Annotated in this window: 29 protein-coding genes; 18 read left to right on the plus strand and 11 right to left on the minus strand. The window is 36.3% G+C overall.

Annotated elements, in window-relative coordinates; translation table 11 throughout:
- Nucleotides 1–24: 24 nt before the first annotated feature.
- Nucleotides 25–459 carry a GNAT family N-acetyltransferase gene (locus ACQWU4_RS13895; RefSeq protein WP_429936346.1) on the minus strand — a complete coding sequence of 145 codons (435 nt, stop codon included), beginning with the start codon at nucleotides 457–459 and terminating at the stop codon, nucleotides 25–27.
- 450 nt (nucleotides 460–909) lie between these two features.
- On the opposite strand from ACQWU4_RS13895, the gene ACQWU4_RS13900 reads away from it, so the two are divergent.
- The 9 genes from ACQWU4_RS13900 (at nucleotide 910) to ACQWU4_RS13940 (ending at nucleotide 9,043) form a co-directional block, all read left to right on the plus strand.
- Entirely contained in the window at nucleotides 910–1,785 is an 876-nt protein-coding gene (locus ACQWU4_RS13900) for an aldo/keto reductase (RefSeq protein WP_429936347.1), read from the plus strand.
- A 113-nt stretch (nucleotides 1,786–1,898) separates the two neighbouring features.
- Entirely contained in the window at nucleotides 1,899–2,603 is a 705-nt protein-coding gene (locus ACQWU4_RS13905; RefSeq protein ID WP_429936348.1) for a DNA alkylation repair protein, read from the plus strand.
- A 95-nt stretch (nucleotides 2,604–2,698) separates the two neighbouring features.
- On the plus strand, nucleotides 2,699–3,754 hold the full coding sequence (locus tag ACQWU4_RS13910) for an NAD(P)H-dependent flavin oxidoreductase (protein ID WP_429936349.1): 1,056 nt from the start codon (nucleotides 2,699–2,701) through the stop codon (nucleotides 3,752–3,754).
- Nucleotides 3,755–4,091: 337 nt separating this feature from the next.
- Entirely contained in the window at nucleotides 4,092–5,099 is a 1,008-nt protein-coding gene (locus ACQWU4_RS13915) for a helix-turn-helix transcriptional regulator (protein WP_429936350.1), read from the plus strand.
- 577 nt (nucleotides 5,100–5,676) lie between these two features.
- Nucleotides 5,677–6,483, plus strand: coding sequence for a hypothetical protein (locus ACQWU4_RS13920; protein ID WP_429936351.1), 807 nt, complete (start codon nucleotides 5,677–5,679; stop codon nucleotides 6,481–6,483).
- A 2-nt stretch (nucleotides 6,484–6,485) separates the two neighbouring features.
- Nucleotides 6,486–7,283, plus strand: a complete 798-nt coding sequence (locus ACQWU4_RS13925; RefSeq protein WP_429936352.1) for a hypothetical protein — start codon at nucleotides 6,486–6,488, stop codon at nucleotides 7,281–7,283.
- 24 nt (nucleotides 7,284–7,307) lie between these two features.
- Nucleotides 7,308–8,105 carry a hypothetical protein gene (locus tag ACQWU4_RS13930; protein WP_429936353.1) on the plus strand — a complete coding sequence of 266 codons (798 nt, stop codon included), beginning with the start codon at nucleotides 7,308–7,310 and terminating at the stop codon, nucleotides 8,103–8,105.
- Nucleotides 8,106–8,259: 154 nt separating this feature from the next.
- Nucleotides 8,260–8,688, plus strand: coding sequence for a transposase (locus ACQWU4_RS13935; RefSeq protein WP_429936354.1), 429 nt, complete (start codon nucleotides 8,260–8,262; stop codon nucleotides 8,686–8,688).
- A 16-nt stretch (nucleotides 8,689–8,704) separates the two neighbouring features.
- Nucleotides 8,705–9,043 (plus strand): helix-turn-helix domain-containing protein, encoded by a 339-nt coding sequence (locus ACQWU4_RS13940; protein ID WP_429936355.1) that lies wholly within the window; start codon nucleotides 8,705–8,707, stop codon nucleotides 9,041–9,043.
- 90 nt (nucleotides 9,044–9,133) lie between these two features.
- Here ACQWU4_RS13940 and ACQWU4_RS13945 read toward each other — a convergent pair whose 3' ends face one another.
- Genes ACQWU4_RS13945 through ACQWU4_RS13960 form a run of 4 tightly spaced genes read right to left on the minus strand, consistent with a single transcriptional unit; the run spans nucleotide 9,134 to nucleotide 12,393 of the window.
- Nucleotides 9,134–10,471: a UDP-N-acetylmuramate--L-alanine ligase gene (locus tag ACQWU4_RS13945; RefSeq protein ID WP_429936356.1), complete on the minus strand. Its 1,338-nt coding sequence runs from the start codon at nucleotides 10,469–10,471 to the stop codon at nucleotides 9,134–9,136.
- Between the two features lie 2 nt (nucleotides 10,472–10,473).
- The gene (locus ACQWU4_RS13950) at nucleotides 10,474–10,914 is read right to left on the minus strand and encodes a hypothetical protein (RefSeq protein ID WP_429936357.1); all 441 of its coding nucleotides are present in this window, start codon (nucleotides 10,912–10,914) and stop codon (nucleotides 10,474–10,476) included.
- Nucleotides 10,915–10,929: 15 nt separating this feature from the next.
- A complete protein-coding gene (locus ACQWU4_RS13955; RefSeq protein ID WP_429936358.1) occupies nucleotides 10,930–11,736 on the minus strand; it encodes a lysophospholipid acyltransferase family protein in 807 nt (268 codons plus the stop codon).
- Nucleotides 11,737–11,763: 27 nt separating this feature from the next.
- Entirely contained in the window at nucleotides 11,764–12,393 is a 630-nt protein-coding gene (locus ACQWU4_RS13960; protein WP_429936359.1) for an NUDIX hydrolase, read from the minus strand.
- Between the two features lie 340 nt (nucleotides 12,394–12,733).
- Here ACQWU4_RS13960 and ACQWU4_RS13965 point away from each other — a divergent pair, with 340 nt between their 5' ends.
- The 6 genes from ACQWU4_RS13965 (at nucleotide 12,734) to ACQWU4_RS13990 (ending at nucleotide 18,201) form a co-directional block, all read left to right on the plus strand.
- A complete protein-coding gene (locus ACQWU4_RS13965) occupies nucleotides 12,734–13,552 on the plus strand; it encodes a hypothetical protein (protein WP_429936360.1) in 819 nt (272 codons plus the stop codon).
- A 167-nt stretch (nucleotides 13,553–13,719) separates the two neighbouring features.
- A complete protein-coding gene (locus ACQWU4_RS13970; RefSeq protein ID WP_429936361.1) occupies nucleotides 13,720–14,121 on the plus strand; it encodes a hypothetical protein in 402 nt (133 codons plus the stop codon).
- Between the two features lie 10 nt (nucleotides 14,122–14,131).
- Nucleotides 14,132–14,863 carry a curli-like amyloid fiber formation chaperone CsgH gene (gene csgH / locus ACQWU4_RS13975; RefSeq protein WP_429936362.1) on the plus strand — a complete coding sequence of 244 codons (732 nt, stop codon included), beginning with the start codon at nucleotides 14,132–14,134 and terminating at the stop codon, nucleotides 14,861–14,863.
- A gap of 11 nt (nucleotides 14,864–14,874) precedes the next feature.
- The gene (locus ACQWU4_RS13980) at nucleotides 14,875–15,288 is read left to right on the plus strand and encodes a curli production assembly/transport component CsgF (protein ID WP_429936363.1); all 414 of its coding nucleotides are present in this window, start codon (nucleotides 14,875–14,877) and stop codon (nucleotides 15,286–15,288) included.
- A 25-nt stretch (nucleotides 15,289–15,313) separates the two neighbouring features.
- A complete protein-coding gene (locus tag ACQWU4_RS13985; protein WP_429936364.1) occupies nucleotides 15,314–16,678 on the plus strand; it encodes a CsgG/HfaB family protein in 1,365 nt (454 codons plus the stop codon).
- An 11-nt stretch (nucleotides 16,679–16,689) separates the two neighbouring features.
- The gene (locus tag ACQWU4_RS13990) at nucleotides 16,690–18,201 is read left to right on the plus strand and encodes a carboxypeptidase-like regulatory domain-containing protein (RefSeq protein WP_429936365.1); all 1,512 of its coding nucleotides are present in this window, start codon (nucleotides 16,690–16,692) and stop codon (nucleotides 18,199–18,201) included.
- Between the two features lie 278 nt (nucleotides 18,202–18,479).
- Here ACQWU4_RS13990 and ACQWU4_RS13995 read toward each other — a convergent pair whose 3' ends face one another.
- The 6 genes from ACQWU4_RS13995 to ACQWU4_RS14020 form a co-directional block, all read right to left on the minus strand.
- Nucleotides 18,480–19,130, minus strand: a complete 651-nt coding sequence (locus ACQWU4_RS13995; protein ID WP_429936366.1) for a LuxR C-terminal-related transcriptional regulator — start codon at nucleotides 19,128–19,130, stop codon at nucleotides 18,480–18,482.
- Between the two features lie 225 nt (nucleotides 19,131–19,355).
- Entirely contained in the window at nucleotides 19,356–19,826 is a 471-nt protein-coding gene (locus tag ACQWU4_RS14000) for an OsmC family protein (protein ID WP_429936367.1), read from the minus strand.
- 92 nt (nucleotides 19,827–19,918) lie between these two features.
- Nucleotides 19,919–21,322 carry a T9SS type A sorting domain-containing protein gene (locus ACQWU4_RS14005; protein WP_429936368.1) on the minus strand — a complete coding sequence of 468 codons (1,404 nt, stop codon included), beginning with the start codon at nucleotides 21,320–21,322 and terminating at the stop codon, nucleotides 19,919–19,921.
- 108 nt (nucleotides 21,323–21,430) lie between these two features.
- Nucleotides 21,431–22,990 carry an Rne/Rng family ribonuclease gene (locus ACQWU4_RS14010; protein WP_429936369.1) on the minus strand — a complete coding sequence of 520 codons (1,560 nt, stop codon included), beginning with the start codon at nucleotides 22,988–22,990 and terminating at the stop codon, nucleotides 21,431–21,433.
- A 368-nt stretch (nucleotides 22,991–23,358) separates the two neighbouring features.
- Entirely contained in the window at nucleotides 23,359–23,649 is a 291-nt protein-coding gene (locus tag ACQWU4_RS14015) for an HU family DNA-binding protein (protein ID WP_429936370.1), read from the minus strand.
- A gap of 138 nt (nucleotides 23,650–23,787) precedes the next feature.
- Complete coding sequence (locus ACQWU4_RS14020; RefSeq protein ID WP_429936371.1) at nucleotides 23,788–24,390, minus strand: response regulator transcription factor; 603 nt, start codon at nucleotides 24,388–24,390, stop codon at nucleotides 23,788–23,790.
- Between the two features lie 249 nt (nucleotides 24,391–24,639).
- Between ACQWU4_RS14020 and tssO the strand changes: the two genes are divergently transcribed.
- The 3 genes from tssO (at nucleotide 24,640) to ACQWU4_RS14035 (ending at nucleotide 26,688) form a co-directional block, all read left to right on the plus strand.
- Complete coding sequence (gene tssO, locus ACQWU4_RS14025) at nucleotides 24,640–25,173, plus strand: type VI secretion system TssO (protein ID WP_429936372.1); 534 nt, start codon at nucleotides 24,640–24,642, stop codon at nucleotides 25,171–25,173.
- Between the two features lie 15 nt (nucleotides 25,174–25,188).
- Nucleotides 25,189–25,713, plus strand: a complete 525-nt coding sequence (locus tag ACQWU4_RS14030; protein WP_429936373.1) for a type VI secretion system transmembrane protein TssO — start codon at nucleotides 25,189–25,191, stop codon at nucleotides 25,711–25,713.
- Between the two features lie 66 nt (nucleotides 25,714–25,779).
- Complete coding sequence (locus tag ACQWU4_RS14035; protein ID WP_429936374.1) at nucleotides 25,780–26,688, plus strand: PKD domain-containing protein; 909 nt, start codon at nucleotides 25,780–25,782, stop codon at nucleotides 26,686–26,688.
- The last annotated feature ends 24 nt before the right edge of the window (nucleotides 26,689–26,712 follow it).

Here is a 26,712-nt window from a genome sequence, read left to right on the forward strand (position 1 = left end):
GAATCTATTTTCTTAAAAACAAAGTTACAGGCTCATGTGAATAAGAGGATAATCCTTTCCTGAGCCATCTTTTTCCGATCTCCCAATCTTTTTGAAGCCCAGTTTTTCATAAAACCCTATGGCTTGGGGATTCTGTTCATTGACATCTACCTTGGTTAAACCGGTAGTCTGCTTCATAAATTCATAGAGTAGTTTGCCATATCCTTTTCCACGCAGATCATTATGAATAAAAAGCATTTCCAGATTACCCTCGGCCACAGAAGCAAAACCTGCAGCTTTTCCATCCTCTGAAATCAAATAGACTTCCAGATTCGGGAGATAGTCTCTTGGAATGGCTTCTTTAAAATAGTCAAAATCTTTATCAGAAAGGAAATCGTGGGTGGCTTTTACAGAAGATTCCCAGATCTCCATGACTTTAGAATAATCTTTGGCTGTAGCCAATCTGATTTGATGAGGCATTATGATGAGTTTCTTACAAAAATAGGGAAAAATAGAAATTAGAAGCAGCCAGGCTAGTATTAAAAATTATAATAATATATATACCGTTTGCTTCGACAAAATCAATTTGAAAAATTGATTTATTCTTTGCATTCCTTAAAATATGCATTGTGAATATAAAACTTTGCGTTAAAAAAAGATTGGCTTATAACTAGCAGAAAGCTTTTTCAACGCAAAGTTTTAAAAATTAAGTGTTTTAGTTTTAAGCTAAGCAAAGAGTTGTGGTTTCATCACTTAATAAGCTTATGTATAATATAAAATTGTTGGATATTGTTATTTTAAGCAGTTTTTCAGCAAATAGCAAAAGATGGATACTTAAAAAAGTAAGTTTAAAAACAATAAAAATAGTAAGCCGGATTTTCAATTTTTTATTGCAAATTTGTTAGGCTTTAAAAATTAAATTAAAGAATTATGCAAAAGAAAACATATACGGGGCAGCCTGTAGTGACATTAAATAACGGAGTGGATATCCCGGCTTTAGGTTTTGGAGTATGGCAGATGGAAAATCTGGATGAGTGCGAAAAAGCAGTGATAAAGGCTATTCAAACAGGATACAGGATGATCGATACTGCAGCTATTTACCAGAATGAAACAGCAGTAGGGCAAGGAGTGAAGGACAGTGGAGTAAATAGAGATGAACTATTTATTACTTCAAAAGTCTGGGTTCAGGATCATGGTTATGAACAGACAAAAAAAGCATTTCAGAGAACATTGGACAGGCTGCAGATGGATTATCTGGATATGTATCTTGTTCACTGGCCATACGGGGATTTTTTAGGGACATGGAAAGCTTTAGAAGAACTATATACTGAAGGAAAAATCAAAGCTATTGGGGTATGTAACTTTACTGTAGAAAAACTGGAAGAGTTAAAAGCAAATTCAACCGTCCTTCCGGTAATCAACCAGATTGAGCTTCACCCGGTTTTCCAACAGAAAGAACTTCAGGTATATGACAGGGAAAACAATATCATAACACAGCCTTGGAGCCCGCTTGGAAATGGTAATGCAGACCTTTTGAACAATTCTCAGCTAAAAGCAGTTGCTGAAAAATATAATAAAACAGTAGCTCAGGTTATTCTTAGATGGCACCTTCAGGAAGGATTTGTGGTGATTCCAAAATCTGTGACACCTTCCAGAATTGAAGAAAACTTTAATGTTTTTGATTTTGAGCTGATTGAGGATGAAATGAATATTGTCCGTTCTTTAGATACAGGAAAAAGATTGTTCTTTGATCCTAAAGACCCTGAATGGGAGCAGAAAATGTTGAAATCCGTAGCGGATATTTAATAATAGATTTCCTATATGATCTCTCCTGCAGATTAAACGGACGGTACAGATTATAATGATCTGCTGAATCGGTTTAATAGGCGGGAGATTTTTTTTAATTTTAGATAAAAACCATGACTGCAGTACAATTCATAGAGAAACTGTCGACCTTCAGAAATGAGAAAGAGGTTAATAAGGTTGAAAAATTTTTTAAAGGGAATGATGGCATAACTCAGCCTTTTAATGTAAAATTTGGTGATGTTTTTAATACTGCCAAAGAATTTTCTGCATTGCCACTGGAAGAAATCAATAAGCTTCTGGACAGTGATTTCTATGAAGTGAGAATGGGTGCGGTGAGCATCATGGATTTTCAGGCAGGAAATAAAAAAGCTTCCGAAGAAAAGAAAAAAGAACTTTTCGATCTGTATTTAAATCGTCATGACCGTCTGAATAACTGGGATTTTGTGGATAGAGGAGCACGGAGAATTGTTGGAGACTATCTGATTGACAAGCCTAAAGATATTTTATATGAATTGGCAAAATCTGAGGATCCGTGGAGGAGGAGAACTGCAATAGTCAGTACTCATGCTTTTATCAGAAAAGGGGATATTGCAGACACCTTTAAAATTGCTGAAATTCTTGTTCATGATTCTAATGAACTTGTAAATAAAGCTGTCGGAAGCTGGATAAGGGAAGCTGGAAAGAAGGATTCAAAAAAGCTATATCATTTTCTTGATCGATATGTGAAAACAATTCCTGCAGCTACCTTTTCTTACGCTATAGAAAAGCTTGATCCTGAAATGAAAAAGCACTACAAGGACCTTCGGAAAAAATTATAGTTTACTGCTTTCTATTAAATGCTTATGAGCAATATCATGCTTAGTAAGCTATCCGTGTCATCATTTTTACGTAAATTTTAGATAAAATAATTCTTATGATCTGGCCGGATACAATCAGTAAAATTTTAGATATAAAATATCCTGTAATTCAGGCTCCGATGTTTGGAGTGAGCACCCCTCAGATGGTTGCTGCTGCTACAAAAGCCGGTTGTTTGGGATCATTGGCATTGGCTGATCTTTCTGCGGAAAAATCTGCTGAACTTATCAGAAATACTAAAATACTTACTAATCAGCCTTTTGCTGTTAATATTTTTGTTCACAATATTCCTGAGCTGACTGGCGCTTTGAGGGAAAAGTTTGTTGAAGTTAAACAGTTTATGATCCAGCTGGCGAGAGAAAATCATATAGAAGTCAAACTCCCGGATCTTGATGAGATCAAAGTGAGCAGTTATCATGAACAGCTGGACGCTATTATTGAAGAGGGCTGCAAAATTCTGAGCTTTACTTTCGGGAACCTGGATGATCAGAGTATTCAAAAACTTAAAGAGAACGGAGTAACACTTATAGGAACATGCACTTCAGTGGAGGAGGCATTAATTCTGGAAAAGTCGGGTATTGATATAATCTGTGTACAAGGAATTGAAGCCGGAGGACACAGAGGAACTTTTGATGCTGATAATATTCCAAAGATAGGTGGGTTGTCTTTATTATCAGAAGTTTATGATCATGTGAAAGTTCCACTGATTTATGCGGGTGGGATTTACAATGGAAAAACTTTAAGAGCAGCAAAAGAACTTGGTGCTTTGGGTTTTCAGATTGGAAGCATGTTGTTAGCATCACAGGAAAGTGCTTTACAGCCTTTTGAAAAAGAAAGACTGAAAAAAGTAACAGAAAAAGATATTGTTCTTACAAAAAGCTTTTCGGGACGGTATGCACGAGGAATAAAAAATAAATTCATAGAAAATATTGAAAAATCCGGCTTTATCTTACCTTATCCTTATCAGAATAAACTGACGAATGAATTACGGAGAGTTTCAAAAACGCTGAATAATCCGGAATTCGTAAGTATCTGGGCCGGGCAGTCTATTCATGATTATAATACTTCTTCTACAGAAGATATTTTGAAAAATCTTATTACAGAAATTGGATAAGTCCTTTTTTGTAGTCGAATTTTAATCCCCTTTTTATACCCGTTTCTATAAGTTGTTAATAATTCAGAAATAGTTAACAGTTTTTATCATTCTTAAAATTGAAAGTAAGTAAGAAAAAAATCAATATCTTTTTTAAAGATTAAGAATGTTTTAAATTTTATTATGTGTATTTGATACGCGCTTGTTTTTGCGTGCAATAACTTGTGCACTCGTGAGTGTTTATGAGTGTGTATTTTGTTTGTATTTAGAGGTCAATAGGAATATTTTTGTTAAAGGAAATTGTAAAAAGTATTACAATTCATTATCATTTATGTACAGGTAGGTATTAATGCAAACTATGACTTTGAAAAACAAATTTTCTTTAAAAAAATGGCAATTATCAAGATTTATTTCTACATGGGGAATCAGCGAAAATGCTAACGAGCTTGAAAGGTGTTTTACTGTACTGATTAACCAATATCTGATATTGCTTTTCTTTATTTTTTTCTTTCATAGTATTTCTATTGTCATATTTTTAGGAATTACAGTGAACAGTATTTTTTTAGGAGGTATTTCTTTTTCCTGGATATTGGTGATGCTGCTGAAAGAATACCGGGAAAATAAAAGTCTTATTGCCTCCAGCTTCATTTGCCTATCATTAGTCGTTACTTACTATTCTTCATTTTGTGGCCAGGAAAGCGGTGTTTATTTATTTTATTTTTCACTTTTATCGGCACTTCCTTTTTTTTTTGAGCTCAAAAAAGACAAAAAAATTATTTTCTTCATTGCCGGTTTTATACTTGCACTTCTATATATAACAATATTATTTGACTTTCGCCTGGTTGATAAGAACTCGCTGATTACTATTAAAAAGTATGAAAAAAAGCTGATGATCTTAAATGTGACCTTTAGCATATTGGTTTTTATGGTTGATTATTATTTTATAGAAAGGAAAAGATCAATTGTTTCTACACTGAATTCTGAAAATGAATATAATATAAATGCCATAAAATCTTTACAGAACAAAAATGAAAGATTGCTTAAAAACCAGTTTGCAGCAAATAAACTCACAGAGGATAATATCAATGAGATTATGAACCTGGCCCAAAAGAACGATCCATTTTTCCTGAATAAGTTTGAATTTTTTTTCCCTGAGTTTTTCTCCATATTGGATGACAGAGGTGCAAAACTTATTCTGTCCGAGCAGCATTTATGTGCCATGATGAGGCTGAATTTAGATACTAAGCAGATTGCAACCTATACTAACACAACAATAAAATCTGTAGAAGGGAAAAAATACAGATTAAGAAAAAAGCTTAATATCCCCTCTGATACTGAAATAACTCAATGGATATTAAGTATTTAATTAATTATTTTTCGAGTTTTTACCCTTGCGGGTGTTTATGAGAGTCTTTTTTTTTGTCTCCAAAACAGATTGCAAAGTAATTTCGCAGTCGAATCTAAAAAAACACAACAAGGCTAAACATCAGTACTATGCCCGAATCTTGCAGATCATGATTGACTGCAATCTTTGTAATCCATTAGATTCGATACAGGAGCTTTAACTATAGGATTTTATTTGCCTGTTTACTATTTAAATAGACATTCTAAAGACCAGATCCTTAAAAACAACCGGAAATTTTCATAGAATACCCCTCATATTCTCGAAAAATTTTCAATATGTATGATGACAAAAAAACAAATGATGAAGATTTTTTTTCCAGGATGCTTTCTAACTCCCAGAAAGTATCTTGGTTTTTCCTATCTGATTTTTGGGTATTCATTACCCTATTCGGTAACATTAACTTATACAGAAAGACCTCCTCCTTATCTATTGTATAGAGACTTATAATACAGTAAGTACATTTTATCTGCTCTGTTTCGATGAAAATAAATTGAACAGATTCTTTCTTTAAAAAAATATTAAAAACAATAAAAATTCGATGAAAAAAATACACAAATCGATACTATTGATGTTATCTGCATTGAGCATCAATGTTTTTGGACAAGTCGGAATAGGGACCTCCAGTGTGGATCCTGGTATTGTTCTGCAGATTCAGAGTACCCCTCAGCAAAACAGCTCTTATTTTGGCGGAATCTTATTTCCGAGAGTAGCACTTACTGCTACAGATATTTTTGCTCCGGTATCCGGAACAGCTGTTACGGGACTTATGGTATACAATACGACGGCTAACGGAACCGGTAATAAAGCTGTTGTTCCCGGTCTTTATTATTGGGATAATGCAGGCTTAATCTGGAAAAGAATAGGACAAAGCCCCGCTAGCCCTAATGATACTGCATTATTTGCGAATCAGGATACATCAACAGATCTTAATGGAACTGATGCTGGTATTGCCGCAGATTTATTTGCAAATGTGAGATTTAATAGCAATCCTGCTCTCTATGAAAAAATAGATGCCAAAACTTTGAAAATAAATGAAGTAGGCTATTATAAGGTCATTCTGAATCTCGATCTGGCTTCTACCGGTGGAGCTGATAATTTCGGTGTTGAAATTATGGTTAACGGATTGGGTAATATTGTTTCGGACAATATGTATATACCTGGAAGGTGGGACAGTGGAGGAGGTTTGGAATCTCATTTCCCGAATGGAAAAAGTTTTGTGATTTACGTGCCTATTAACGTAGCGGGATATACTATGAGGGTACGAACCTATGAAATTGACCCGGCCACTGATGTTCACTTTAAAAACCCCAATAGCTCTACAATATCTATTGAAAAAATCAGATAATTATGAAAAAGAATTTATACATAGTCATTTTGACAATTTTTACAGCAGTTCGCATAACATCCCAGGTCGGAATCAATACAGGCAATATAGCAGAAGGTGTAATGCTTCAGATAGAATCCTCGAACAAAGGCGTTTTGTTTCCAAGGGTTGCTTTAACCTCGCGTACTTCAACTTCACCTCTTGCTTCTACAATTCCTACAGGAACTATGGTTTTCAATACTGCAACGGTAGGGAATTTCCCGGATATAATTACCCAGGGTTTACACTGGTGGAGTGCGGAAGAGCAGCAATGGACAAGTTTAAATGTGAATCTGAAGCATACTTTGATGAAATATATCAATACTGAGACCTCTACTAATTATAATATAAATTCCTGGCAGAATGTAAAGCTTTTTGGTAATAAGATTATCAATGAAAGTGCTGCTGTATATGATGTAAGCACCGCTGGCCAATCGGTTACCATACATGATCCGGGGCTGTATTCAATCTCTGCTTTATTGTCATTTAACAGAGATGACGGAGATGATGAAGGGCGTGTTTCTCTAAGTGCCAGAATTTATGTAAATGGCAATCCGGCAGGTACAGAGCAGGTTTTCTCGCCGGGCTTCACTGCATCTGTTAATGATAACAGGGGACTTTTTTCCCATTCTTTTACAGAATATCTTGAACTGGCAGATGGGGATGTGGTTACCATAAAAATTAGGAAAACTCCGGGAACTTATTGTAGTGATTGCGCCACAGCACAAGTTCGTTTTTATCAAGGTGGAGATTCAAGTATTGCTATACTTCGTATTCGTTAATATCAATTAAAAAAGAAAAATAGGATGAAAAATATATTCAAACTTTTATTAATCTGTTTTTGTACCTCTAAAGCTTTCGGGCAGGTCGGAATAGGTACAACTGCTCCTGCTACATCTTCCGCATTAGACATCACATCATCTAATAAAGGAGTTTTAATACCCAAAGTAGAATTAACAGCTAAAAATCTTAAATCACCTTTAGCTGGTAATATTCCCGACGGGACTATGGTTTTCAATACATTGAGATCAGGAACAGGAGCTGATGTTTTAATTCCCGGAATCTATGTATGGATGAATAATAAGTGGAACTTTCCTGCAGAACTGGGAACAGCAGAATCAAAAGCAGTAAAGTTTGCGAGCTCACCTGCAAGTACAACCAATTTTAATCCTGCTACAGTTGCATCCCCGGTGGGAATAGATATCTTTAATTCAGCAGTTTTTAATGATGACGCTGCTATGTTTGAAAAGATAGATGATTACCAACTGAAAATTAACCAGAGCGGTCTTTATCTTGTTTCTTTAAATCTGGCATTAAAGCAGGCTCCGGCTGTTGATCAGTCCAGATTAAGCGATTACATTTATTTTAATTTGAATGGAAATCTGGCTTCTGCAAAGGTGATTACATTGGTACCTCAATATAATCCTGGTGATATAAATATAGGTGGAAGGTTTGCATTCGGTTTGAATTCATATATCCAGGTAACAGCGGGTTCCGTTCTCACTCTTCGTTCACAGAGATATAAAGACGGAGCGGATTATAACGGAATATTGAACTTTGACGGCGTAAGCACATCCAGTGTGACGATTGTAAAAATTCAATAAATCTTAGTAGTTTTTCTATGTAAGCCCCCTGATTAAGTCAATGCACACAAATGATGGGAGAGAATCTCAAATAAAGGGGGCTTATTTCTTATTTTCTAAAAATCGAACCACCACTATCCATTATATCAATTATCTATCGAAAACTAGTGACATTATGGCAATTAATTTTAAAAATATACATATTGGAAATTTAATATACCAGAAAGTAGAGGAGAGCCAAATAGGAATGCCCCGTATCTGTAATTTTCTAAAGCTGCCTGAAGATAAAATATCAGAAATGTTTCAGGGTGAAAGCCTGGATTCTGATATTCTGTTAAGATGGAGCAAGCTTCTCAAATATGATTTTTTCAGGCTGTATTCTCAGCATCTGATATTGTATGCACCTCCCGGAAATGTGTCGCCTTCCAATAAAGAAGCAAGTAATCTGCCCATATTCAGAAAACACATTTATACCAAGGAAATCATAGATTTTATTTTGGAATTGATTGACTGCAAAGAGAAAACAAAAAAACAAATTATTGAAGAATATAAAATTCCGAAAACAACCTTATATAAATGGATTGCAAAACAGGAAGATAAATAACAGTAAAATTTAAAGTATGAATCATCCGGATTATAATAAAATTTATATCGATTTGATTGAAAGGAAGTTTCCTGAAAAAAGGGAAGAGTTTACTTATTTGCTTTCTAAGAAAATAAAAAATTCACTTGAGCTTATTAGGATCAATAGTGCAATTTTTGACTGCCCTGACAAAGGAAATGTTTTCTTTAATCAAAGGCTGCGTTCTTATGATAAAGTGAGTATTAAAAAAATTTTAGAATATCAGGAAACTCACAGACTCAATAATCAGGAAGCAGCTAAGCTTTTTAATGTCAGTAGAAATACAATAGGCAAATGGAAAAAAAGATTTGGAATGACAATGATGAATTGGGAATGATAGATAAAATGTAAATAGACTATTAAAAGTAGCTTTAAATAAAAAGCCTTTCACAGAATCTGTGAAAGGCTTTTTAATATTTATATGTTTTTATTTTGTCAGGTCCAGTCCTCCGAAGTTGCCGGAGCTCATCATAAGGAAAACACCATCGGTTTTATCTAAAGTTTCCCAGTATGCATGAAGATCTGCAGCATTTGTAAATACTCTCAAACCGTTATTTTTGAATTTTTCTTTAATAAATTCGGGGGAAATAGGCTCCATTCTTTTGATTTTTAAAGCATCTTCAGAATAGAAAACAACAGCTTCATCCAAACCGTCCATAGCGTGGTCATACTGTTCAAGAAACACCGGATTTAAACTTGAATAGGTGTGAAGTTCCAGGAAACCGTATTTCTTTTCTTTTTTAAACTGTTCGCAGAATGCTTTTACTGCTGCTTTTACCTTACTTGGTGCGTGGGCAAAATCTTTGTAAAGAGTTCCCTGATCTTCTCTTTCCACTTTTTCAAGACGTTTTGAAGCTCCTTTGAAGCTCATAATAGCTTCGTAGAAATCTTCGTCCATAATACCCAGCTGCTGGCAGATATGTCTTGCGCCTTCCATATTCAGCAGATTGTGAGATCCAAAAACAGAAAGAGGAATATCGCCCATTTCGGTTTTTAAATATACTTTCCCGTTGCTGATCTCATACTCAGGAGTTTTGTATGGAATTTTTCTGAAATAATTTTCTGCGGCTTCCACTACTTTTACTACTTCCGCATCCTCTTCATTGTATACAAGAACACCGCCGGGAGTAATGCTTGCAACAAATTTTCTGAACTGATCTATATAATCGTCAAATGTTTTGAATACATTGATATGATCCCATGCAATACCGCTCATTAAAGCAATATTCGGCTGATACAGAAGGAATTTTGAACGAAGGTCAATAGGAGAGGACAAATATTCATCACCTTCAAGTACCATAAAATCGTTCTCCTGTGTTAGCTTTACCATGCAGTCAAAACCTTCAAGCTGTGCGCCCACCATAAAATCCACATCTTTCCGGTGAAAATTCAGCACATGAAGAATCATGGAAGTAATGGTCGTTTTACCATGCGATCCGGCAATTACCACTCTTGTTTTGTTTTTCGACTGTTCGTAAAGAAATTCAGGGTATGAATAAATTTTTAAACCCAGTTCTTTTGCCTTTGCCAGCTCAGGATTATCCTGATGGGCATGCATTCCAAGGATTACAGCATCAATATCTGCAGTTATTTTTTCCGGGAACCAACCCAATTCCTCAGGCAGAATTCCTTTCTTTTCCAGTCTGGATCGTGACGGCTCAAAAATAGCATCATCCGAACCTGTTACCTGATATCCTTTGTCCTTTAACGCAATAGCAAGATTATGCATGGCGCTTCCGCCGATAGCAATGAAGTGGGTTTTCAACTTTATTTACTGTTTTTTACATTGTTATTAATGAACTCCTGAAAAACATTCAGGATATTGTTCCAGTTTGTAGTAAAGTTAGGCATCATCAGGCTGCCGTCAGACTTGCTGCCTTCATTCGGGCCTTTCTTTACATTAATGGAAGTGGTCACATTATCATACAGTTTTTTGTGATCTTCCTGTATCCTTCTGAAGTTGTTCTGGGAAAGCGTCTGATCCAGTTTCTTCAAATCTTCATCCGAAACTTTGAAGTCCTGTTTGTGTTTTTTCCCCCCTTCTTCAAGAGAATAATGGGCATTATTACCTTTGATGAGTAAATTCTCATATCTGGGAGCATAACCTCCGCTTCTGGAATAGCTTATATCAAAGTCTGAATATACTTTCTGGCTGTTACACGAAACTAATACTATGACCGTGAATAAGATCCCTAATATTTTGTTCATAATTTTCTACTTACTTTAATTATTTGAATCCTTTTGTTCTAATTTTTTAGCTTTAAGTTCTTCATCATAATTGTGTAGTACATTGAAATCTTCTGTCTGCTCAATGGCAGTCATGATTTTCAATAAAATTTCCGGCGCCTTTTCGTTATCGTAATCTATATCCAAAGGTGCTTTGAACTCCATGGTAGGTTTTACGCCTGTAACCTTTACACGGAGGCCTTTCTTGTCAAATGCCCTTCTGAACCCGTTGATCTTGATAGGAATCACAATCGGGCGCTGATTTTTGACCAGTTTGGCTGTTCCTCTTCGTCCCTGGGCAAATGCAGATGTAGTACCTTGAGGGAAGGTAGCTACCCAGCCGTTGTCCAAAGCTTTCATAATATTGTCAACCTCAGTGAGGTCTACCATTCTGTTGACTGTTTTACCCTCTGCTCTCCAGGTTCTTTTTACCGTTACAGCACCGGCAATCTTAAAAATCTTCGGAAGAATTCCTTTATTCATGGTTTCTTCTGCTGCCACATAATAAAAATCGATCTTTGGATTGAGCAGGTAGATAGGGTTTTTAATCGTGTTCAGATATCCGTTGTTTACAGCACAGAATGCATGGTACATTGCTGCTACATCTGCAAAATAGGTTTGATGGTTGGATACGAAAAGCACATTGGAATCGGGAAGATCCACAAGGTGTTCCGTACCGGTTATACTTAATTTATTAAAGCCGTTGAACCTTCTGTAAGATACAATCCCTAAAATAAAAATAATAAACCTTTTTAAAAAATAAGGTGTTCCGAATGCATCGGTGAAAATATTTTTCTTCGCCATCTCTCAATTAAACACGGTAGTGCAAAGTTACATTTTTTTCAGCAACTGGCTAAACTCGCTCAATATCATTGCTGTAGCACCCCAGATAATATATCCGTTGAAATTAATAACCGGAACTTCATGTCCGGCAGCACCGGGTATTGCCATAATTTCAGGGCTGTCCGGAAGATTCAGGAAAGAAGTGATAGGAAATTCTATAGTTTCTACCGCTTCACTCTGCTGGAGAACGAAAAGCGGATTCTTTTTAGTATACGAAATGTAAGGATATACATAAAAATTGCTTGGTGGAATATAAATAGGAGACATCTCCCTGATCACCCTTATATAATGTTTGTCGATACCAATCTCTTCTGACGTTTCACGTACTGCAGTTTCAGCAAAGTCTCTGTCCATCTCTTCGCGCTTGCCGCCTGGTAAGGAGATCTGTCCGCTGTGTCTGTCATGTTCGTTAATGGTTCTTTGAATCAATGGGAAATACCATTCATTATCTTTTAAATAGAGTACGATATTAACAGCTGCAAATTTTGGATTTTTTGCCAACACTTCATCATACGTAAATACAGGTCGGGAAGGAGGTGAAAATACTCCATGGGCATTTATCCCCGGGAGCTCTACATTTGTAATTTTCCTCAATAAATCTTTTCCAAAACTTTCCATACCTCAAATTTAGCAATATATACTGAAGAAAAGAACAGGCATTAACATTAATTAACCATCAGACTCTGATTGAAAAATTAAGGAGATTAAAAAAAATAAAAATTTATGAGATGTAAAATTATATGGATAAAATAGGAGTTATTTGTTTTATCTGTATGAAAATCACTGTGTAATGTACCGTATTTTCACGTAACTGAAATGAGTGATTCCGAAGAAACGGTAAACAGTTACTTTCAAAACTGTAAACAGTGATTTTGAAAATTTACACTTTAGCAGTGGTTTTTCATTTTGGTTTAGCATATACCTTTGTCATACTATTAACCAATTAATTTTTATCAAAATGAAAAACTTTATTACAGGTGTATTTACACTAATGGCCATGAGTTTCAGCTTCGCACAATCAAATATTGATGTTACTGCCCAGATCGGAAACTTGAACGTTGCTACTGTTGACCAAACAGGTCTTTTGAACATCAACACCCTTACACAGGATGGGAACCGTAATACGGCAGATATTGATCAGGTAGGTGCTTTTAACGTTAACACTGCTCAAAGTATTGGTAACAGAAACTCAGTTGATGTAGACCAAACAGGGCTTGCTAATGTCAATAATGTATTACAGTTAGGAAACAGAAACTCTGCATCAACCTGGCAGTTTGGCGCATTTAACGCTACAGATCAAACTCAAATCGGAAGAAGAAACGATGCATCTTCTGTACAGTTGGGTATAGGAAACACTGTAGTGCAATATCAGGATGGTAGAAGAAATGATGCCTCTGCTATTCAGCTAGGTAGTGGAAATGATGCTTATCAGATTCAGCTTGGAAGAAGAAATGATGCAAGTGGTGTTCAGGTGGGTAGTGATAACCTTTTGATACAGTATCAGGATGGTAATGATAACAGTGCTACACATACTCAGGTAGGAAATAATAATATTGCTGCTTCAGTTCAGCTCGGTAATGATAATATGGCCGTGGGGGTACAGGTTGGAAACAGTAACCAGCTATATCAAATTCAGGCAGGAGATTCTAATACGGCAATTGATACTCAAATGGGTAATAATAACTTTACCTGGGTGAGTCAAAGCGGAGATGCCCATGTCCATTTAGGAACTCAAATGGGTAACGGAAACTCAATGGTTATAAATCAATCCAATTAATGATGTACTGTAATTTAGAATAAAAAGGAGAAGCTATATGGTTTTCTCCTTTTTTAAATTAAGCTTTTCATGATGAACATACCCAGAAACCATGATTTTACATCTGTACCTGCTGGGTGTGTTTTTCTCAATTCTCTATTCGTGTACCTTTATTAAAAATTAATACCATGTTTAAACTGGGATGGGGTGCCTTTACACTTTTCGCAGTACTGTGCGTACAGGCACAGCAGGTAGACTGGGACAAGGTCAACAGCAATACGGTTCTTGATCTTATACTGAGACAGCAGACAGAGCAGCAAGGGCTTTACGGTTCCAACGTTATCCAGATAGGGGATTACAATAATGCGGAACTTTTCCTTAATGCTAAAACAAATATCGCTGTGCAACAGCTGGGAGACTTCAATACACTTTACTTTATCAATTCTTTTACAGATAAGGAAACCAAAACAGCTGTTACTGCACAAGGGAATAACAATATCATTGATATTACCGGAAGCAACAGCGTCTCAGACGGAATGCAGATCCATGTAAAAGGTGACAACAAAACTATTTTTATGAGAAATTATTAAAACACAAGTGATGAAATTTTTATATTCCTTAAATCTGTGCACTTTATTTATCTTCCTGTCTGCTATGGTTGATGGGCAGGAAGATAGAAAAGTGAATGCAAAGATTGAAAGCAGTATCCTCGAAAATCAGATCAGGCTCAAAGCAGTTGTGACCAATAATACAGCGGTTTATAAAGAATTGAATTACCTGTTGATTTCCATTAAAAAAGGAAACTCCGGAAACCTTTCCAATAACAAGCAGAGCGGAAAATTTTCCATTAATCCCAATGAAGTAAAAGTTCTATCCGAGATCAATGTCAATCTCGAGCCAAAAGACGCTCTGAAAGCTTTCCTTTATATAAAAGATGAAGAAACCCAGAAACTGATTGCAAAAGACAGTCTGGAACTCAATAACGATCTCTTCAAAAAGAAAACAGCTAAGGTGGAAGAAGATGCTGTATTTGAGCTTAAAGGTCTTACCATTGACGAAACCAAAACCAAGGTTGGAAAAGACTTTTATGATCTTTTTTATATACAGTACAGCCAGATTCCCGACAAAAGCAACGGTGCAGTTACCATTTCCGAACTTCCTCTTCGCGGTACCAGCGGCCAGATCAATATCCAGATTGACGATAAGGTGATTTACAGTTTTATGACCAATCCAAGCGAAGATTACCTGAAAGAACAGCTGGCAGCCAGCTTAAAATATATCAAAGAATTTAATGCCAAAAAAAATCTCATTAAAAATGAATTTATATACTAAAAACGTCCGCCATGAAAACTTTTATCATTATTTTAATGTTTATTGCGGGTATTTTCTCCGGAAAAGCCCAGCAGCTAGTTTATAAGCCCGTCAATCCGGCATTCGGAGGTGATACTTTTAATTATCAGTGGCTTTTAAGTTCAGCAAATGCCCAGAATCAGTTTGATGAAAAAGATAACGATTTCAGCAGTTTGCTTGATAATGTTAATTCTCTGGACAGCTTCAGCCAGAGCCTCAACAGGCAAATCCTGAGCGAACTGTCCCGGAAATTGTTTGAAGATCAGTTCGGGGAGGGCAGTATAAAGCCCGGAAATTATCTTTTCGGATCGCTTTACCTGCAGATTACTGCAACAGCCCAGGGCCTTTTGATCAATATTTTGGATACCAGTTCAGGCGATCAGTCCGAGATCGTAATTCCAAAATAAAAAATAACTAAAAACCAGACTTACCATGAGAACTTACACTTACACCAGAATTTTTTTCTGTACGTTCCTGCTGTGCATAATGCAGGCCTGCAGTTCAATCCTGGGTCTTCCTTCCGATCCTGAAAGATCTACGATGGGAGAGCTCACACCTTCTACTACGGAATTGAGGAACCTTCCTCTTCCCCAGGAAAAAATAGTCATTGGCGTCTACAAATTCAGAGATCAGACCGGTCAGTATAAGCCGTCGGAAAACGGAAACAACTGGAGTACGGCTGTTCCTCAGGGAACGACGACTATTCTGATCAAAGCACTGGAAGACAGCCGGTGGTTTATTCCGATTGAAAGAGAAAATATCGCCAATCTTTTAAATGAAAGACAAATTATCCGGTCCACAAGACAGGAATATATGAAAGATGCTGATAAAAACAGCCAGTCACTTCCACCTCTTCTCTATGCGGGAATTCTTCTCGAAGGGGGTGTGATTTCTTACGACAGTAATATTATGACCGGTGGCCTTGGGGCAAGATACTTCGGAATAGGAGCATCTACACAGTACCGTCAGGATAGAATTACCATTTATTTACGTGCGGTTTCTACCCTTAACGGTGAGATTCTCAAAACTGTTTACACTTCGAAAACCATCCTTTCCACAAGTGTGAATGGAAGCTTTTTCAGGTATATAGATACGGAAAGACTGTTGGAGGCTGAAGTAGGGCTTACCCAAAACGAACCTGTACAGCTCGCTGTAACCGAAGCGATTGAAAAAGCTGTAAGATCTCTGATTATTGAGGGGATCAGGGATAAAATATGGGGTAAAGCATCAGAAAACTTAAACGGTTATCAGGCGCTCATCAACAGTTACAACAGAGAGCAGGATGAAAATGTGGGTAGAACGGTTGGTAATAAATTCCCTGAAAACTACAGACAAAAGATGTCCATTTTTGCCAATATAGAAGCTCAGAAAATTAAAGATGATTATGTAAATCCTAAAATGAATGTGGGTGGGAAATTCGGGATAAAGTATTTTATAAGCCCCAATTTCAATCTTGAAGCCAGTGGGAGCTATTTCACTTTAGAGAACGAAAATATAATTAAAAGAAATTATCTTGTTCCTGAGCTTAATCTCGAATTTCTGCTGTTCCCGAAATACAGGCTCAGCCCATATGTTTACGGCGGGGTGGGTGCTATGTTTTCAAAGTATAAACCTCAGTATAAAGGCCAGGTTGGCGGAGGACTGGAATTCATGATCGGGAATAATACCGCAATCCGGGCTTCTTCACAATATGATATCGGTTTTAAAGACAACTGGGAAGGAATGGTGAACGGGAAAAGAAAAGATCAGGCACTCCGGTTCGCGATTGGAATCAACTTTTACATTGGAAACAAATAAAAACATGAACTATGAAAACTTTAATCAAAATACTCAGCATATTCATCCTTACTTTTTGTCTGTTTTCATGTAATGAAGACCTCATAGAACAGGCTCAGACAGGATCATTGAAAGGAAAGGTTGTAAAAAGAGGTACGAATGTGCCTATTTCTAACGTGAAAATTTTCACAGCACCTACTACACAGACGGTTTTCAGCGGAACAGACGGTACATTTGAAATTGCCGCGATGCCACTGGGAAATTATTCTGTGAAGGCTGAACTCTCAGGCTATATCACCACTTTTCAGGGTGTTAATATACAAAACCAGAACCAGGTTGTTACCGTGGTTTTTGAAATGGACGATGACGAATCGCTCAATTCTCCTCCTTCTGCACCGCAACTGCTTAGTCCGGTAGATAATGCGGTAAATCAACCTTTAAACGTTGAGCTGACGTGGACCGCTACAGATCCTGATACGGCTGATGTTTTAAGATATAGTTTAACAATAAAAAATAACCTTGACACGAATGTGATTCAGGTTAATGATTTGGCGGCGAATCATTATTCGCTTACCAATTTGAAGTTTGGTGTTAGTTACTTCTGGCAGGTGTCTGTTTCGGACGGCATTCACCCGCCAGTTTTAAGCTCCATCAGTAAATTTACAACCAATACGATTCCGGCAAACCGCTATCATTACGTACAGAAACAAAACGGAAATTTTGTGATCATGTCCAGTGATGAGCAGGGAAACAGTTTCCAGTTTACCAATTCATCTTATAACAGCTGGAGGCCAAGGAAAAACAATAACGCCGGACTGATTGCATTTCTGCGTACGGAAGGCGGAAGTACCCATATTTATACGGCAAATCCTGATGGTTCAAACCCTTTTAAAGTAACTACGGTAGCTGTAGCAGGGTTTAATAATTATGAAATGGATTTTGCTTGGAGTACAAACGGCCAGGAAATCCTCTATTCAAACTTTAATAAATTATACAGGATCAATAAGGACGGTAGCGGACTGAATCTTGTCTATACCACTCCGGATGGCAGTATGATCTCTGAATGCGACTGGAGCTATGACGGCAGCAGGATTGCTTTAAAAACAAATGATTATAACGGATACAATACAAAAATCTACATCATAGATATGACAGGAAGTGTGTTGAAAACCGTTCTGACAGGAACTGCAGGAGCTGCAGGCGGACTGAACTTCTCTGTGGATGGGCAAATGCTGGTCTTCACACGTGATATTTCAGGATATCAGGATGGAAGCGGAAATTACCGACAGCTTGATTCCCATATCTTTATCTACAATCTGACAAATGATACAGTATACGATATTTCCGCGGAAAGCGAAAAACCAATGGGAACGAATGATCTTGACCCAAGATTCTCACCGAATAATGCCCAAGTCATCTTTATGAATACTTCCAATGACAATATATCACAGAAAAATGTGATGGTCATTGATCTCAACAGTACAATGACTGATCTTTCAAGAGCTTCTCTTTTCAGTAACGGCGAAATGCCGGATTATGAGTAGCGAAGTACGGTCAATGGGGAATGGTCAATTGTCGAAAGATAATTGACCATTTTTGTATGCAGAAGTATTTGTAGGTTATGAGACGAATGGTAAATTATAAATGATGAATGATGAGGACCGGAGCAGATTATTGTTTGAAATCTTAAATGTTACTTTTGGTTCTGAATGATTTATTTGTAAAGCTAGGTTTCACTATTGATTTCGATTACTCCCCAAAAAAATTCCAAACCGAAGGTTTGGAATTTTTTTGGGGAGTAATCGAAATGGTCTTTTTTTCATCAGTCGATAATGTGGTTTTCTAAGGCGTATTTTACGATTCCTACAGAATTTTTTGCGTTTAATTTTAGAAGGATCCTTTTGCGGTGGGTTTCTACCGTATTAATGCTTATGAACAGCTTTTCAGAAATATCTTTGCTGCTGAAGCCGTCGCATATCAGTTTAAGGATCTCCATTTCTCTGCGCGTAAGAGGCTCTTTAATGTGCGGATTCGGTTTTCCTTCCTCACTGCTGATGAAGTTGATCATTCTTTCCTTTGCGTTGTCGCAAATGTAGATCTCATTCAGAAGGAGGATATTGATAGATTTTAGGAATTCATCGTATCTGCTGTTTTTATCAAGATAGCTTTTTATGCCTTTGTTAAAAAGCTTCCGGATGTCAATCATATCATAATTATTGCCTATGACAATAATTTTGATGTTTTTGTTGTTGGCGGTAATTTCTTCTACAAGTCTGAAAATATCTGTAAGCATCAGCATATTGGAGCTTATAACCAGTATTTCCGGAGGATTTTCTTTTAATTGTTTAAATAGAGGTTCATAAGAATTACAAATGTCAATCGTGTTAAAGATTTTGCTCTGCGAGAGCAGTCTTGATAAACCTTCTGTATACAGCAATGGCTCATCAAAAATGGTTAATCTTGGTTTCATCATGGTTAGTTTTGTTTATATAAAAATATAAAAAAATATTCACATTATATAAAAAAATAACAATTAATTACAATTTATTGCAATAATAATGATTAAGAAATTGAATTTTTATTGATTATTTGATAAATAATTCTCTTATTGTGGAGTTTTGAAAGATAATTTTAGAGTTATTTTAATTGAAACCTAGTATTGATGGTAATTTATATGATATTAAACTTAAATTAAAAATTATTTAACTAACAGGGTAGGGATATGTTCTACCGGGAAATTAACCGACTTGGCAATAAAACAAAATTGTCCTGCCTTGTAATGAAGTTCCTTTGCTTTATCAACCATTGATTCGTCTGTAACGGTAACAGTAGGATGTAAGGTAACTGATGTGAAATGCCCGCTTCCATCAGCTGTTTCTGTCATGATTCCGGTGGCTTCGTCTGTATAATCGGTGACAATAATGCCTTCTTCAGAACAGAAATGAAGATACCAAAGCATATGGCAGGAGGAAAGTGAAGAAAGAAACAGGTCTTCCGGATTGTGCTTGGTTTTATCTCCACGGAATGCAGGGTCCGAAGAACCTTCAATAAGGGCTTTATTTTCTATTTGAACGGTATAGCTTCTTTCGTAGTTTCTGTAGCTGCTGGTCCCTGTTCCTTTGTTTCCCGTCCAGTTGATTGTTGCTTTGTAATGATGTTCTTTGCTCATTTTTAATTAAATAATTTGGATTTATACATAAAAAAAGTACCTGCTAAAATTAAGCAAATACTTTTTAAATCAAATTTATGGAGTTTTATCTTTTAATTCCTGATCAGTTTTTTTGTTGAAATTTTTCCGTTTTCAAAGGTTATTTTTGCAACATAAATTCCTTTTGGAAGTTCTGAAATATCTGAGTCGTCTTTTTGCATTGTTTTTAAAATTTTTCCGTCAAGAGAATAAATTTCAATCCTGTTTACTTTTTCTTTTGAGCGGTAAACCAGATTTTGTTTAGCCGGATTTTCAAACGCGATTTCCGGATTGTTTTTTACTGCTTCTGTAGCAGATAATGTGGAATTGTTTAAAAGGTATTTTACGATATATCCGCTTCCGTTAACAATGATATTATTATCGTTAATAACCATCTCTTCTATTGAACTTAAAGCAGCTGCTTCCGAATAATAACCAAAGCTGGAATTAATGGAGCCATTCTGATTAAGTTTTGAAATGAAATAAGTAGATGAGAAATCTCCTTCACCATTTCCGCCGATGTAATAATATCCGTTTTTTTCTACAATGCTTTGAATCCATGCACCGCCATTAAGGCCGGAATAGGTATCTAAATTATAATTGAATGTATTGTCAAGAGTTCCATCAGGATTTATTCTGAAAATTTCATGATCCTGGTTTGAATAAACAATCCTGTTATTGCTGTCCATCATCGCGCCGCCTGCATACCCCAGGTTAAAAGTCATTTGTAAAGTGCCATTATCTCCAAAACTTGTTATGGGCTGTCCTTCCGAATTAAATTTTTTCATAATACCATTAGCATTATTAGCAGAATTGATATTGGAGAGAGTAATGATATTGGATTGATTGTCAGTAAATACAAATGTGCCATTTACAGGATTTCCTGCCGTGCGGAAAGAGCCGCTGTTACCGAAAGTACTGTCAATGCTTCCATTGGTATTGAGTCTGGAAACCTGGTGCCAACCTGTACCATTCGGACCATCTATCATACCATGAATAATTATTTTTCCATTCTGCTGTAAAATCAGTCCATAAGAACGGACATTTATATCACTGCCTGTAGGTGGAATTGTCGAAATGCCTCCTGTTCCAAAGGTGGGATCTAGTTGACCATTAGGAAGTATCCTGTATATTATACCTGCTGTGTTGCTATAGCCAAAAATTATCAGTTTTCCGTCTGATTGTATTTTTAGCTGGTTCTGATAGGTATGATGAGGTAAGTGAACTGTTCCGCCGTTTCCGAAAGAGGGATCTAAGGTTCCATTGGTTGTTAGCCTGAATAAGACAGAGTCAGTACCATTGGGATCAGTATAAGATGAGTAAATTCTTCCGGCAGAATCCTGAACCATTGTCCAGGAAAAGTAGACATTAATACCGGAATTGTATATTCCGTTTGTGGCAAAAGCATTGTCTTTGGAAATAATCTGGGCAGAGATATTCTGGATCACCAGAATAACCAGTAATAAAATTTTTTTCATTTGAGTTTTTAATTGTGTTTTAATGAACTGATAAAATTTTAATTTTTCAGAACCTCGCGAAGATAACAAAAAAACCTCTTACAACAGGGTAAGAGGTTTAAATTTTGTTTAATTAGAAAATTCAATCAATTCTTCTTTCTTCGAATTGTAAATTTTGTATTCTAAATATTTAAAAGAATCCCTTGGGATAATGGTTACCCATTTTTTGTATTTCATGAACCATTTTACCTGGATACTTTTAATGCCTTTGGTAAGGTAGGCTTCCACGAATGGGTGTACATGCAGGAAAACTTTTCCTTTCTCTTTCTGCAGGATGCTTCTGAGAGTTTCTCCCATTCTTTCCACGATAACGATCGGAGCTACAATTTCTCCGTCTTTGTTCGGGTTTTCTTCTTTGGTTTCGATCTGTTTTTCCGGGCGGTTTCTTTGTCTGGTGATTTGGATCAGTCCAAATTTGCTCGGTGGAAGAATTTTGTGGCGTGCTTTGTCACGTTTCATTTCTTCTTTCAGATGCTCGTACAGATCCCTTCTGTGTTCGGGATTCTGCATATCGATGAAGTCGATGACAATAATGCCTCCCATATCGCGGAGACGAAGCTGTCTGGCAATCTCAGTGGCTGCCATTTTGTTTACTTTCAGAGCATGTTCTTTGTTAACTGCTGTTCCGGTTGTGATATTGTTACCGGAGTTTACGTCGATTACGTGAAGTGCTTCTGTATGCTCTATAACAAGATAAGCACCTTTTGAACTTGGAATATTAACGTGTTTTCCGAAGCTTTGTTTAAGCTGCTTTTCAACGTTGTAATATTCGAGAAGTGGAATGTGTGAATTATAAAACTGGACAATATTCTTTTTTTCCGGGGCTATGACTTCTACATAGTTGGTCATTTCATCTACCATCTGTTCATCGTCACAGATGATGCTTACGAAATCCTGGTTGAAATTGTCCCTTAAAATAGCTGAAGCTTTATCTTCTTCGCTTAAAACTTTAGCCGGAACTTTGCTTCTCTGGATGTTTTTGAACGTGCTTTCCCATTTCTGGATCAGCTGATTCATATCATTGTGAAGGTCTGCTACTTTTTTCCCTTCCGCTACGGTTCTTATGATGACTCCGAAACCTTCAGGCTTGATGCTGTCAATAAGTGTTCTCAGTCTTTCTTTTTCCTCGGTGGTTTTGATTTTTTTGGAAATGGAAACTTTGTTGTCGAAAGGGATCAGGACCAGAAAACGTCCTGTTAAAGAAACCTGGGTAGAGATCCTCGGACCTTTGGTGGAAATGGGTTCTTTAGTAATTTGAAGCAGAACAAGATCATCTTTTGCAATGACTTTGTCTACGGTTCCGTTTTTGTCTATTTCGGGTTGAATCTCGAAATTTTTTAAGCTTGAAGTACTCTGTTTTTTAGAAATAGTATCTTTTAAAAACTTTCTGTAAGTAAGATATTGCGGCCCCAGATCCTGATAATGCAGAAATGCATCCTTATCATATCCGATATTTACGAATGCAGCATTCAGGTTAGGTGCCAGTTTTTTTACTTTTCCTACAAACAGATCTCCAACTATAAATTCGCTTTTGTCCTCTTGCTCATGAAGTTCACATAGTCTTCCGTCTTCCAGCAGTGCAATCTTTGTAAGATCATCTTCATGCGAAACTATTAGTTCTTTCTTCATTTTGTATAAGATAAAAATTTATTAAGATTATAGGAAACTGGCGTATTTTTTAGCGAATAAATAATTTTAAATATAAGAATTTAGAATGAAATTGCTATACCTTTTTAAAAATATCTGCAAAAGCCTTTGTCTTTTCCTGAGAATCTTATGGTTGCAAACAAAAATATAGTCGGTGAACTCTAAATAATTAAAACCACCAACTATATTATTATATTGTAAATCCCGAAAAAAAGAGATTATTTTTTCTTATGTCTGTTTGCTCTTCTTCTTTTCTTTCTTTTGTGAGTTGCAACCTTGTGTCTTTTTCTTTTCTTTCCGCTTGGCATAATTTTAATTTTTTAGTAACTAGTTAATATTCAGTTAATTCTTTATTTTACTACAACTTTTGTTTTTACTTTCTCTACAAAAGATTTTGAAGGTTTGAAAGCAGGAATATTGTGAGCAGGAATCTCAATTGCAGTGTTCTTAGAAATATTTCTTCCTGTTTTAGCAGCTCTCGTTTTAATGATAAAAGATCCAAAACCTCTCAGATAAACGTTATCCCCATTATACATAGAAGTCCTGATCTCCTGCATAAAAGCTTCTACAACTTTCTGTGTTTCATTCTTTTCTGTTCCCAACTTATTTGAGATGGTGTTTACCAATTCTGCCTTTGTCATTTCCTTTTTTAATTTTAAATTTTAGGTGTGCAAATTTAGTTAAAAAAATTGAATACTAGCAAATTAGTGGCAAATTATTTTTGTTTAAAGAGTTGGAGTTTTAATGTTTACCCCATATTAATATTACATTAAATCTCCCTACATGCTGGAATTGTAGTATCCATTTTCCACACAGAAACGGATGAGATGCAGTTTTGTTTTCAGTCCCAGCTTTTCTGTAAGCCTGTTGATGTACGTATCTATGGTACGGGTGCTCAGGTTCAGTTTTTCTGCAATTTCTTTATTACTGTAGCCTTCATAACAGAATTTCATAAGCTGAATTTCAGTAGGGTTGAGCTCTTCCTGGCCTTTCTTCTGCCTTTCCATATAGTTCTGCACTGCAAGCGGCTGCTGTTCCCATTCCTTGGAATATTTTTCATAATCGAACCCGTCGGAAGCAATACTTCCTTTAATGAGATCTTTTATGATATTGCTCTTTTTCTGGCAATAGTAGATATTAGGGATTTTCGAGAGAATCTCGGCCATGTCTTCCTGGTAGGTGCTGGAATAAGTTACAATAGGAGTTTCCGTATTGTTTTTCCTGATATACTTAATGGCTTCTATACCGCTTAATACCGGCATGAACAGTTCTATAATAAACACATCTTCCTGTCTCCTGTAAATCCTGTTCACAAGCTCATGCCCGTTATTACAGTCATTCAGAAGCATATAGAACGGGTTTTCCATAAGCGTTTTAATCATGATCTTCTTAAAATAGAAGTCACTGTCAGCTATAGAAAACCGCACTGTGTTTGATAATAATTTACTCACTTTTAATATCGATTTGGTGTGTGATATTGAAAATTCAGAGGCCTAATTTATGAAAAACTTATTAAAGTTGAAATTAAACTTAGTTAATTAGGGGTTTTTACTAAATTATGTTGGGGAAAATACGTATTGTGCATCAAATTTTTTTTTTATATTTTCACAGGCCAAACAAATCACATAAATATGTCTTCTAACAGAGAAAAAAAATTAAACAAATCCGATGTCAGAGCGGGCATTTGGAAGTTTATTCTATCCTTTGTCATTCTGTCAATGGTATCTTTTCTGTGTTTATTCCTCTTTTTTAAAAGCTATAATATGCAACGGGAAGGAATCGTAAGAGATGCCGATGCTTACAAAGAACTTATGATGCGTGGCGATGTTCTCAGAGCTCATGTAGATAAAATCTATGACCAGATGAACCAGCTTAATATCAATAAGGTAGAAAATGATGTTTTCCTCAAAACCAGGATTATGGATGATGTGCGAGAAGTGAAAAACATTATGGGCAAAGACAGTGTTGATAATTTCAAACATTATGCTGTTCTGATGAAACAGATAGTCCCGATGCTGAACCTGAAAGCAGATATTATGGGAGTAGAATATAATAAAAAGATAGTCCTCAGAGATCTTGAGGAGTGTATGGGAAAAGTAGGAAAAGCAAATACTCAGCTTAGAAAAGATCCTACAAGAAATTTTACCGGGGGCAGACGAAAATAACAAACAAGAAAGCATATGCAGGGAACTATTACACTATCTAAGAAAGAAAGGCATTATCAGTTTCTTTATTTAATACTGATGCTTTTAGCAGCTATGATATTCTTCGGGATCATCTTTTTAAAAGGTTACGATTCTCCATTCTCAGAAGAAGATGTAAGAGGAATTCAAAGTCTTGAACAGAAATCGGCATTCGAAGGTCATCAAAAGATTTTGCAGCCTGAAATGGACAGCACTTACGTTATGATCAGCAGGATTGCAGATAAATCTCCGGAACCTTTTGCGGAAAACAATATTTTTAATGGGATTAATGGTCTTGCCAGTTATTTTCATGGCAATGATGTAATGGACATCCGTAAAGATGCCTATCCGCAGATCGCTAAATTCTACAAAATGTATTTTGAGGATAAAAAGGTGATTTCCACTACTACTGAAGATATAAAGCGATTCGAAAAAGAAGTGGAAGACTGCAGAATAGGTTTTAAAGACAAGCAAAACCGCCTTTACGAAAGACAGAATGCATTAAGGGAAAGAACTCAGTAATCCCAAAATATACCTTATAAAAATTAAACATTAAAGGAATACAACACATCACACAATCACTTAACTATGAATTATTTTCAAAAAAACAAAAAGAACATTATTATTGGTGTTATCGCAACGCTGCTCATTGCGGCACTCGTTGCGTTATGGCTGCAGAAAAAGGTGATCCATTCTGCCGATGATATTGTGGGAGTAGTCTATCCTTCCTCATTATCTGTAGGAGATACGCTTTTATTTGAGGATAAAACCCAGTTCGCAAAAACCAAAAGATGGAATTTTGGAGACGGGACCACCTCGGACAAAAGTACCGGGATACACTTTTATAATAAACCGGGATATTATTCGGTAAGTCTGATTATTGACAATAAATATACCAAGACCTTCCCCGTGATGGTTTCGCCAAGGTATCAGAAGCAGAAAGACAGTACAAAGATTGTTACCACTATAGAAGCTCCGGCGCAGGCAATGCAGAATGAAAACGTACAGTTTCGTGCCGTTTCAGAAGCCAATCAGTTTGCATGGAAGTTCGGTGAAACGGGAAATACAGATTCTAAAGACAAACTGGCAATCTATTCCTATAAAAAACCAGGAGATTATCGTGTTACATTATTCACTGAGGAAAGTCAGGAACCTATCTATCATATGATAAAGATCCTTCCGGCATACAACTCACTGCAGGAAGATGAAATACCTGTGGAAGATTCTTACAAAAAGGTTGATGATGATTTCAAATACCACCTGCAGCAGATTGCCAACGGAAACAGTTTTAATATGCATTACAATTACCTGTTAAGGACTTATCTGTGTAATAACGAAAATACCGTAGTAAAGGTAAGCGACAGTAAAGCAAATAACTTTTATATGTACTGTGCGGGACTTCAGTTTGATAAAAATGTTGTGATCCAGAGTGTAAAAGTTAACTTGGATGATAAGCAGAACTGTGTAACGAAAGTTGACATCAACCAAAGCAAATAATATAATCCGGCATCCGGATACACA

Origin of the sequence: Chryseobacterium sp. MIQD13 (genome assembly GCF_050496705.1) — a bacterium.
In the GTDB taxonomy this organism is placed as follows: Bacteria; Bacteroidota; Bacteroidia; order Flavobacteriales; family Weeksellaceae; genus Chryseobacterium.

Excerpts from the sequence above, each read along its gene's own strand:
- ACQWU4_RS14015 (WP_429936370.1), bottom strand. The coding sequence starts at position 23,649 with ATGACAAAGGCAGAATTGGTAAACACCATCTCAAATAAGTTGGGAACA.
- ACQWU4_RS14005 (WP_429936368.1), bottom strand. The coding sequence starts at position 21,322 with ATGAAAAAAATTTTATTACTGGTTATTCTGGTGATCCAGAATATCTCT.
- ACQWU4_RS13985 (WP_429936364.1), top strand. The coding sequence starts at position 15,314 with ATGAGAACTTACACTTACACCAGAATTTTTTTCTGTACGTTCCTGCTG.
- ACQWU4_RS13980 (WP_429936363.1), top strand. The coding sequence starts at position 14,875 with ATGAAAACTTTTATCATTATTTTAATGTTTATTGCGGGTATTTTCTCC.
- ACQWU4_RS13920 (WP_429936351.1), top strand. The coding sequence starts at position 5,677 with ATGAAAAAAATACACAAATCGATACTATTGATGTTATCTGCATTGAGC.
- ACQWU4_RS14000 (WP_429936367.1), bottom strand. The coding sequence starts at position 19,826 with ATGAGCAAAGAACATCATTACAAAGCAACAATCAACTGGACGGGAAAC.
- ACQWU4_RS13915 (WP_429936350.1), top strand. The coding sequence starts at position 4,092 with ATGACTTTGAAAAACAAATTTTCTTTAAAAAAATGGCAATTATCAAGA.
- ACQWU4_RS13940 (WP_429936355.1), top strand. The coding sequence starts at position 8,705 with ATGAATCATCCGGATTATAATAAAATTTATATCGATTTGATTGAAAGG.
- tssO (WP_429936372.1), top strand. The coding sequence starts at position 24,640 with ATGTCTTCTAACAGAGAAAAAAAATTAAACAAATCCGATGTCAGAGCG.
- ACQWU4_RS14030 (WP_429936373.1), top strand. The coding sequence starts at position 25,189 with ATGCAGGGAACTATTACACTATCTAAGAAAGAAAGGCATTATCAGTTT.
- ACQWU4_RS13990 (WP_429936365.1), top strand. The coding sequence starts at position 16,690 with ATGAAAACTTTAATCAAAATACTCAGCATATTCATCCTTACTTTTTGT.
- ACQWU4_RS13995 (WP_429936366.1), bottom strand. The coding sequence starts at position 19,130 with ATGATGAAACCAAGATTAACCATTTTTGATGAGCCATTGCTGTATACA.
- ACQWU4_RS13960 (WP_429936359.1), bottom strand. The coding sequence starts at position 12,393 with ATGGAAAGTTTTGGAAAAGATTTATTGAGGAAAATTACAAATGTAGAG.
- ACQWU4_RS13935 (WP_429936354.1), top strand. The coding sequence starts at position 8,260 with ATGGCAATTAATTTTAAAAATATACATATTGGAAATTTAATATACCAG.
- ACQWU4_RS13965 (WP_429936360.1), top strand. The coding sequence starts at position 12,734 with ATGAAAAACTTTATTACAGGTGTATTTACACTAATGGCCATGAGTTTC.
- ACQWU4_RS13955 (WP_429936358.1), bottom strand. The coding sequence starts at position 11,736 with ATGGCGAAGAAAAATATTTTCACCGATGCATTCGGAACACCTTATTTT.
- ACQWU4_RS13905 (WP_429936348.1), top strand. The coding sequence starts at position 1,899 with ATGACTGCAGTACAATTCATAGAGAAACTGTCGACCTTCAGAAATGAG.
- ACQWU4_RS13910 (WP_429936349.1), top strand. The coding sequence starts at position 2,699 with ATGATCTGGCCGGATACAATCAGTAAAATTTTAGATATAAAATATCCT.
- ACQWU4_RS13895 (WP_429936346.1), bottom strand. The coding sequence starts at position 459 with ATGCCTCATCAAATCAGATTGGCTACAGCCAAAGATTATTCTAAAGTC.
- ACQWU4_RS13900 (WP_429936347.1), top strand. The coding sequence starts at position 910 with ATGCAAAAGAAAACATATACGGGGCAGCCTGTAGTGACATTAAATAAC.
- ACQWU4_RS14020 (WP_429936371.1), bottom strand. The coding sequence starts at position 24,390 with ATGATTAAAACGCTTATGGAAAACCCGTTCTATATGCTTCTGAATGAC.
- ACQWU4_RS14010 (WP_429936369.1), bottom strand. The coding sequence starts at position 22,990 with ATGAAGAAAGAACTAATAGTTTCGCATGAAGATGATCTTACAAAGATT.
- ACQWU4_RS13950 (WP_429936357.1), bottom strand. The coding sequence starts at position 10,914 with ATGAACAAAATATTAGGGATCTTATTCACGGTCATAGTATTAGTTTCG.
- ACQWU4_RS13930 (WP_429936353.1), top strand. The coding sequence starts at position 7,308 with ATGAAAAATATATTCAAACTTTTATTAATCTGTTTTTGTACCTCTAAA.
- ACQWU4_RS14035 (WP_429936374.1), top strand. The coding sequence starts at position 25,780 with ATGAATTATTTTCAAAAAAACAAAAAGAACATTATTATTGGTGTTATC.
- csgH (WP_429936362.1), top strand. The coding sequence starts at position 14,132 with ATGAAATTTTTATATTCCTTAAATCTGTGCACTTTATTTATCTTCCTG.
- ACQWU4_RS13970 (WP_429936361.1), top strand. The coding sequence starts at position 13,720 with ATGTTTAAACTGGGATGGGGTGCCTTTACACTTTTCGCAGTACTGTGC.
- ACQWU4_RS13925 (WP_429936352.1), top strand. The coding sequence starts at position 6,486 with ATGAAAAAGAATTTATACATAGTCATTTTGACAATTTTTACAGCAGTT.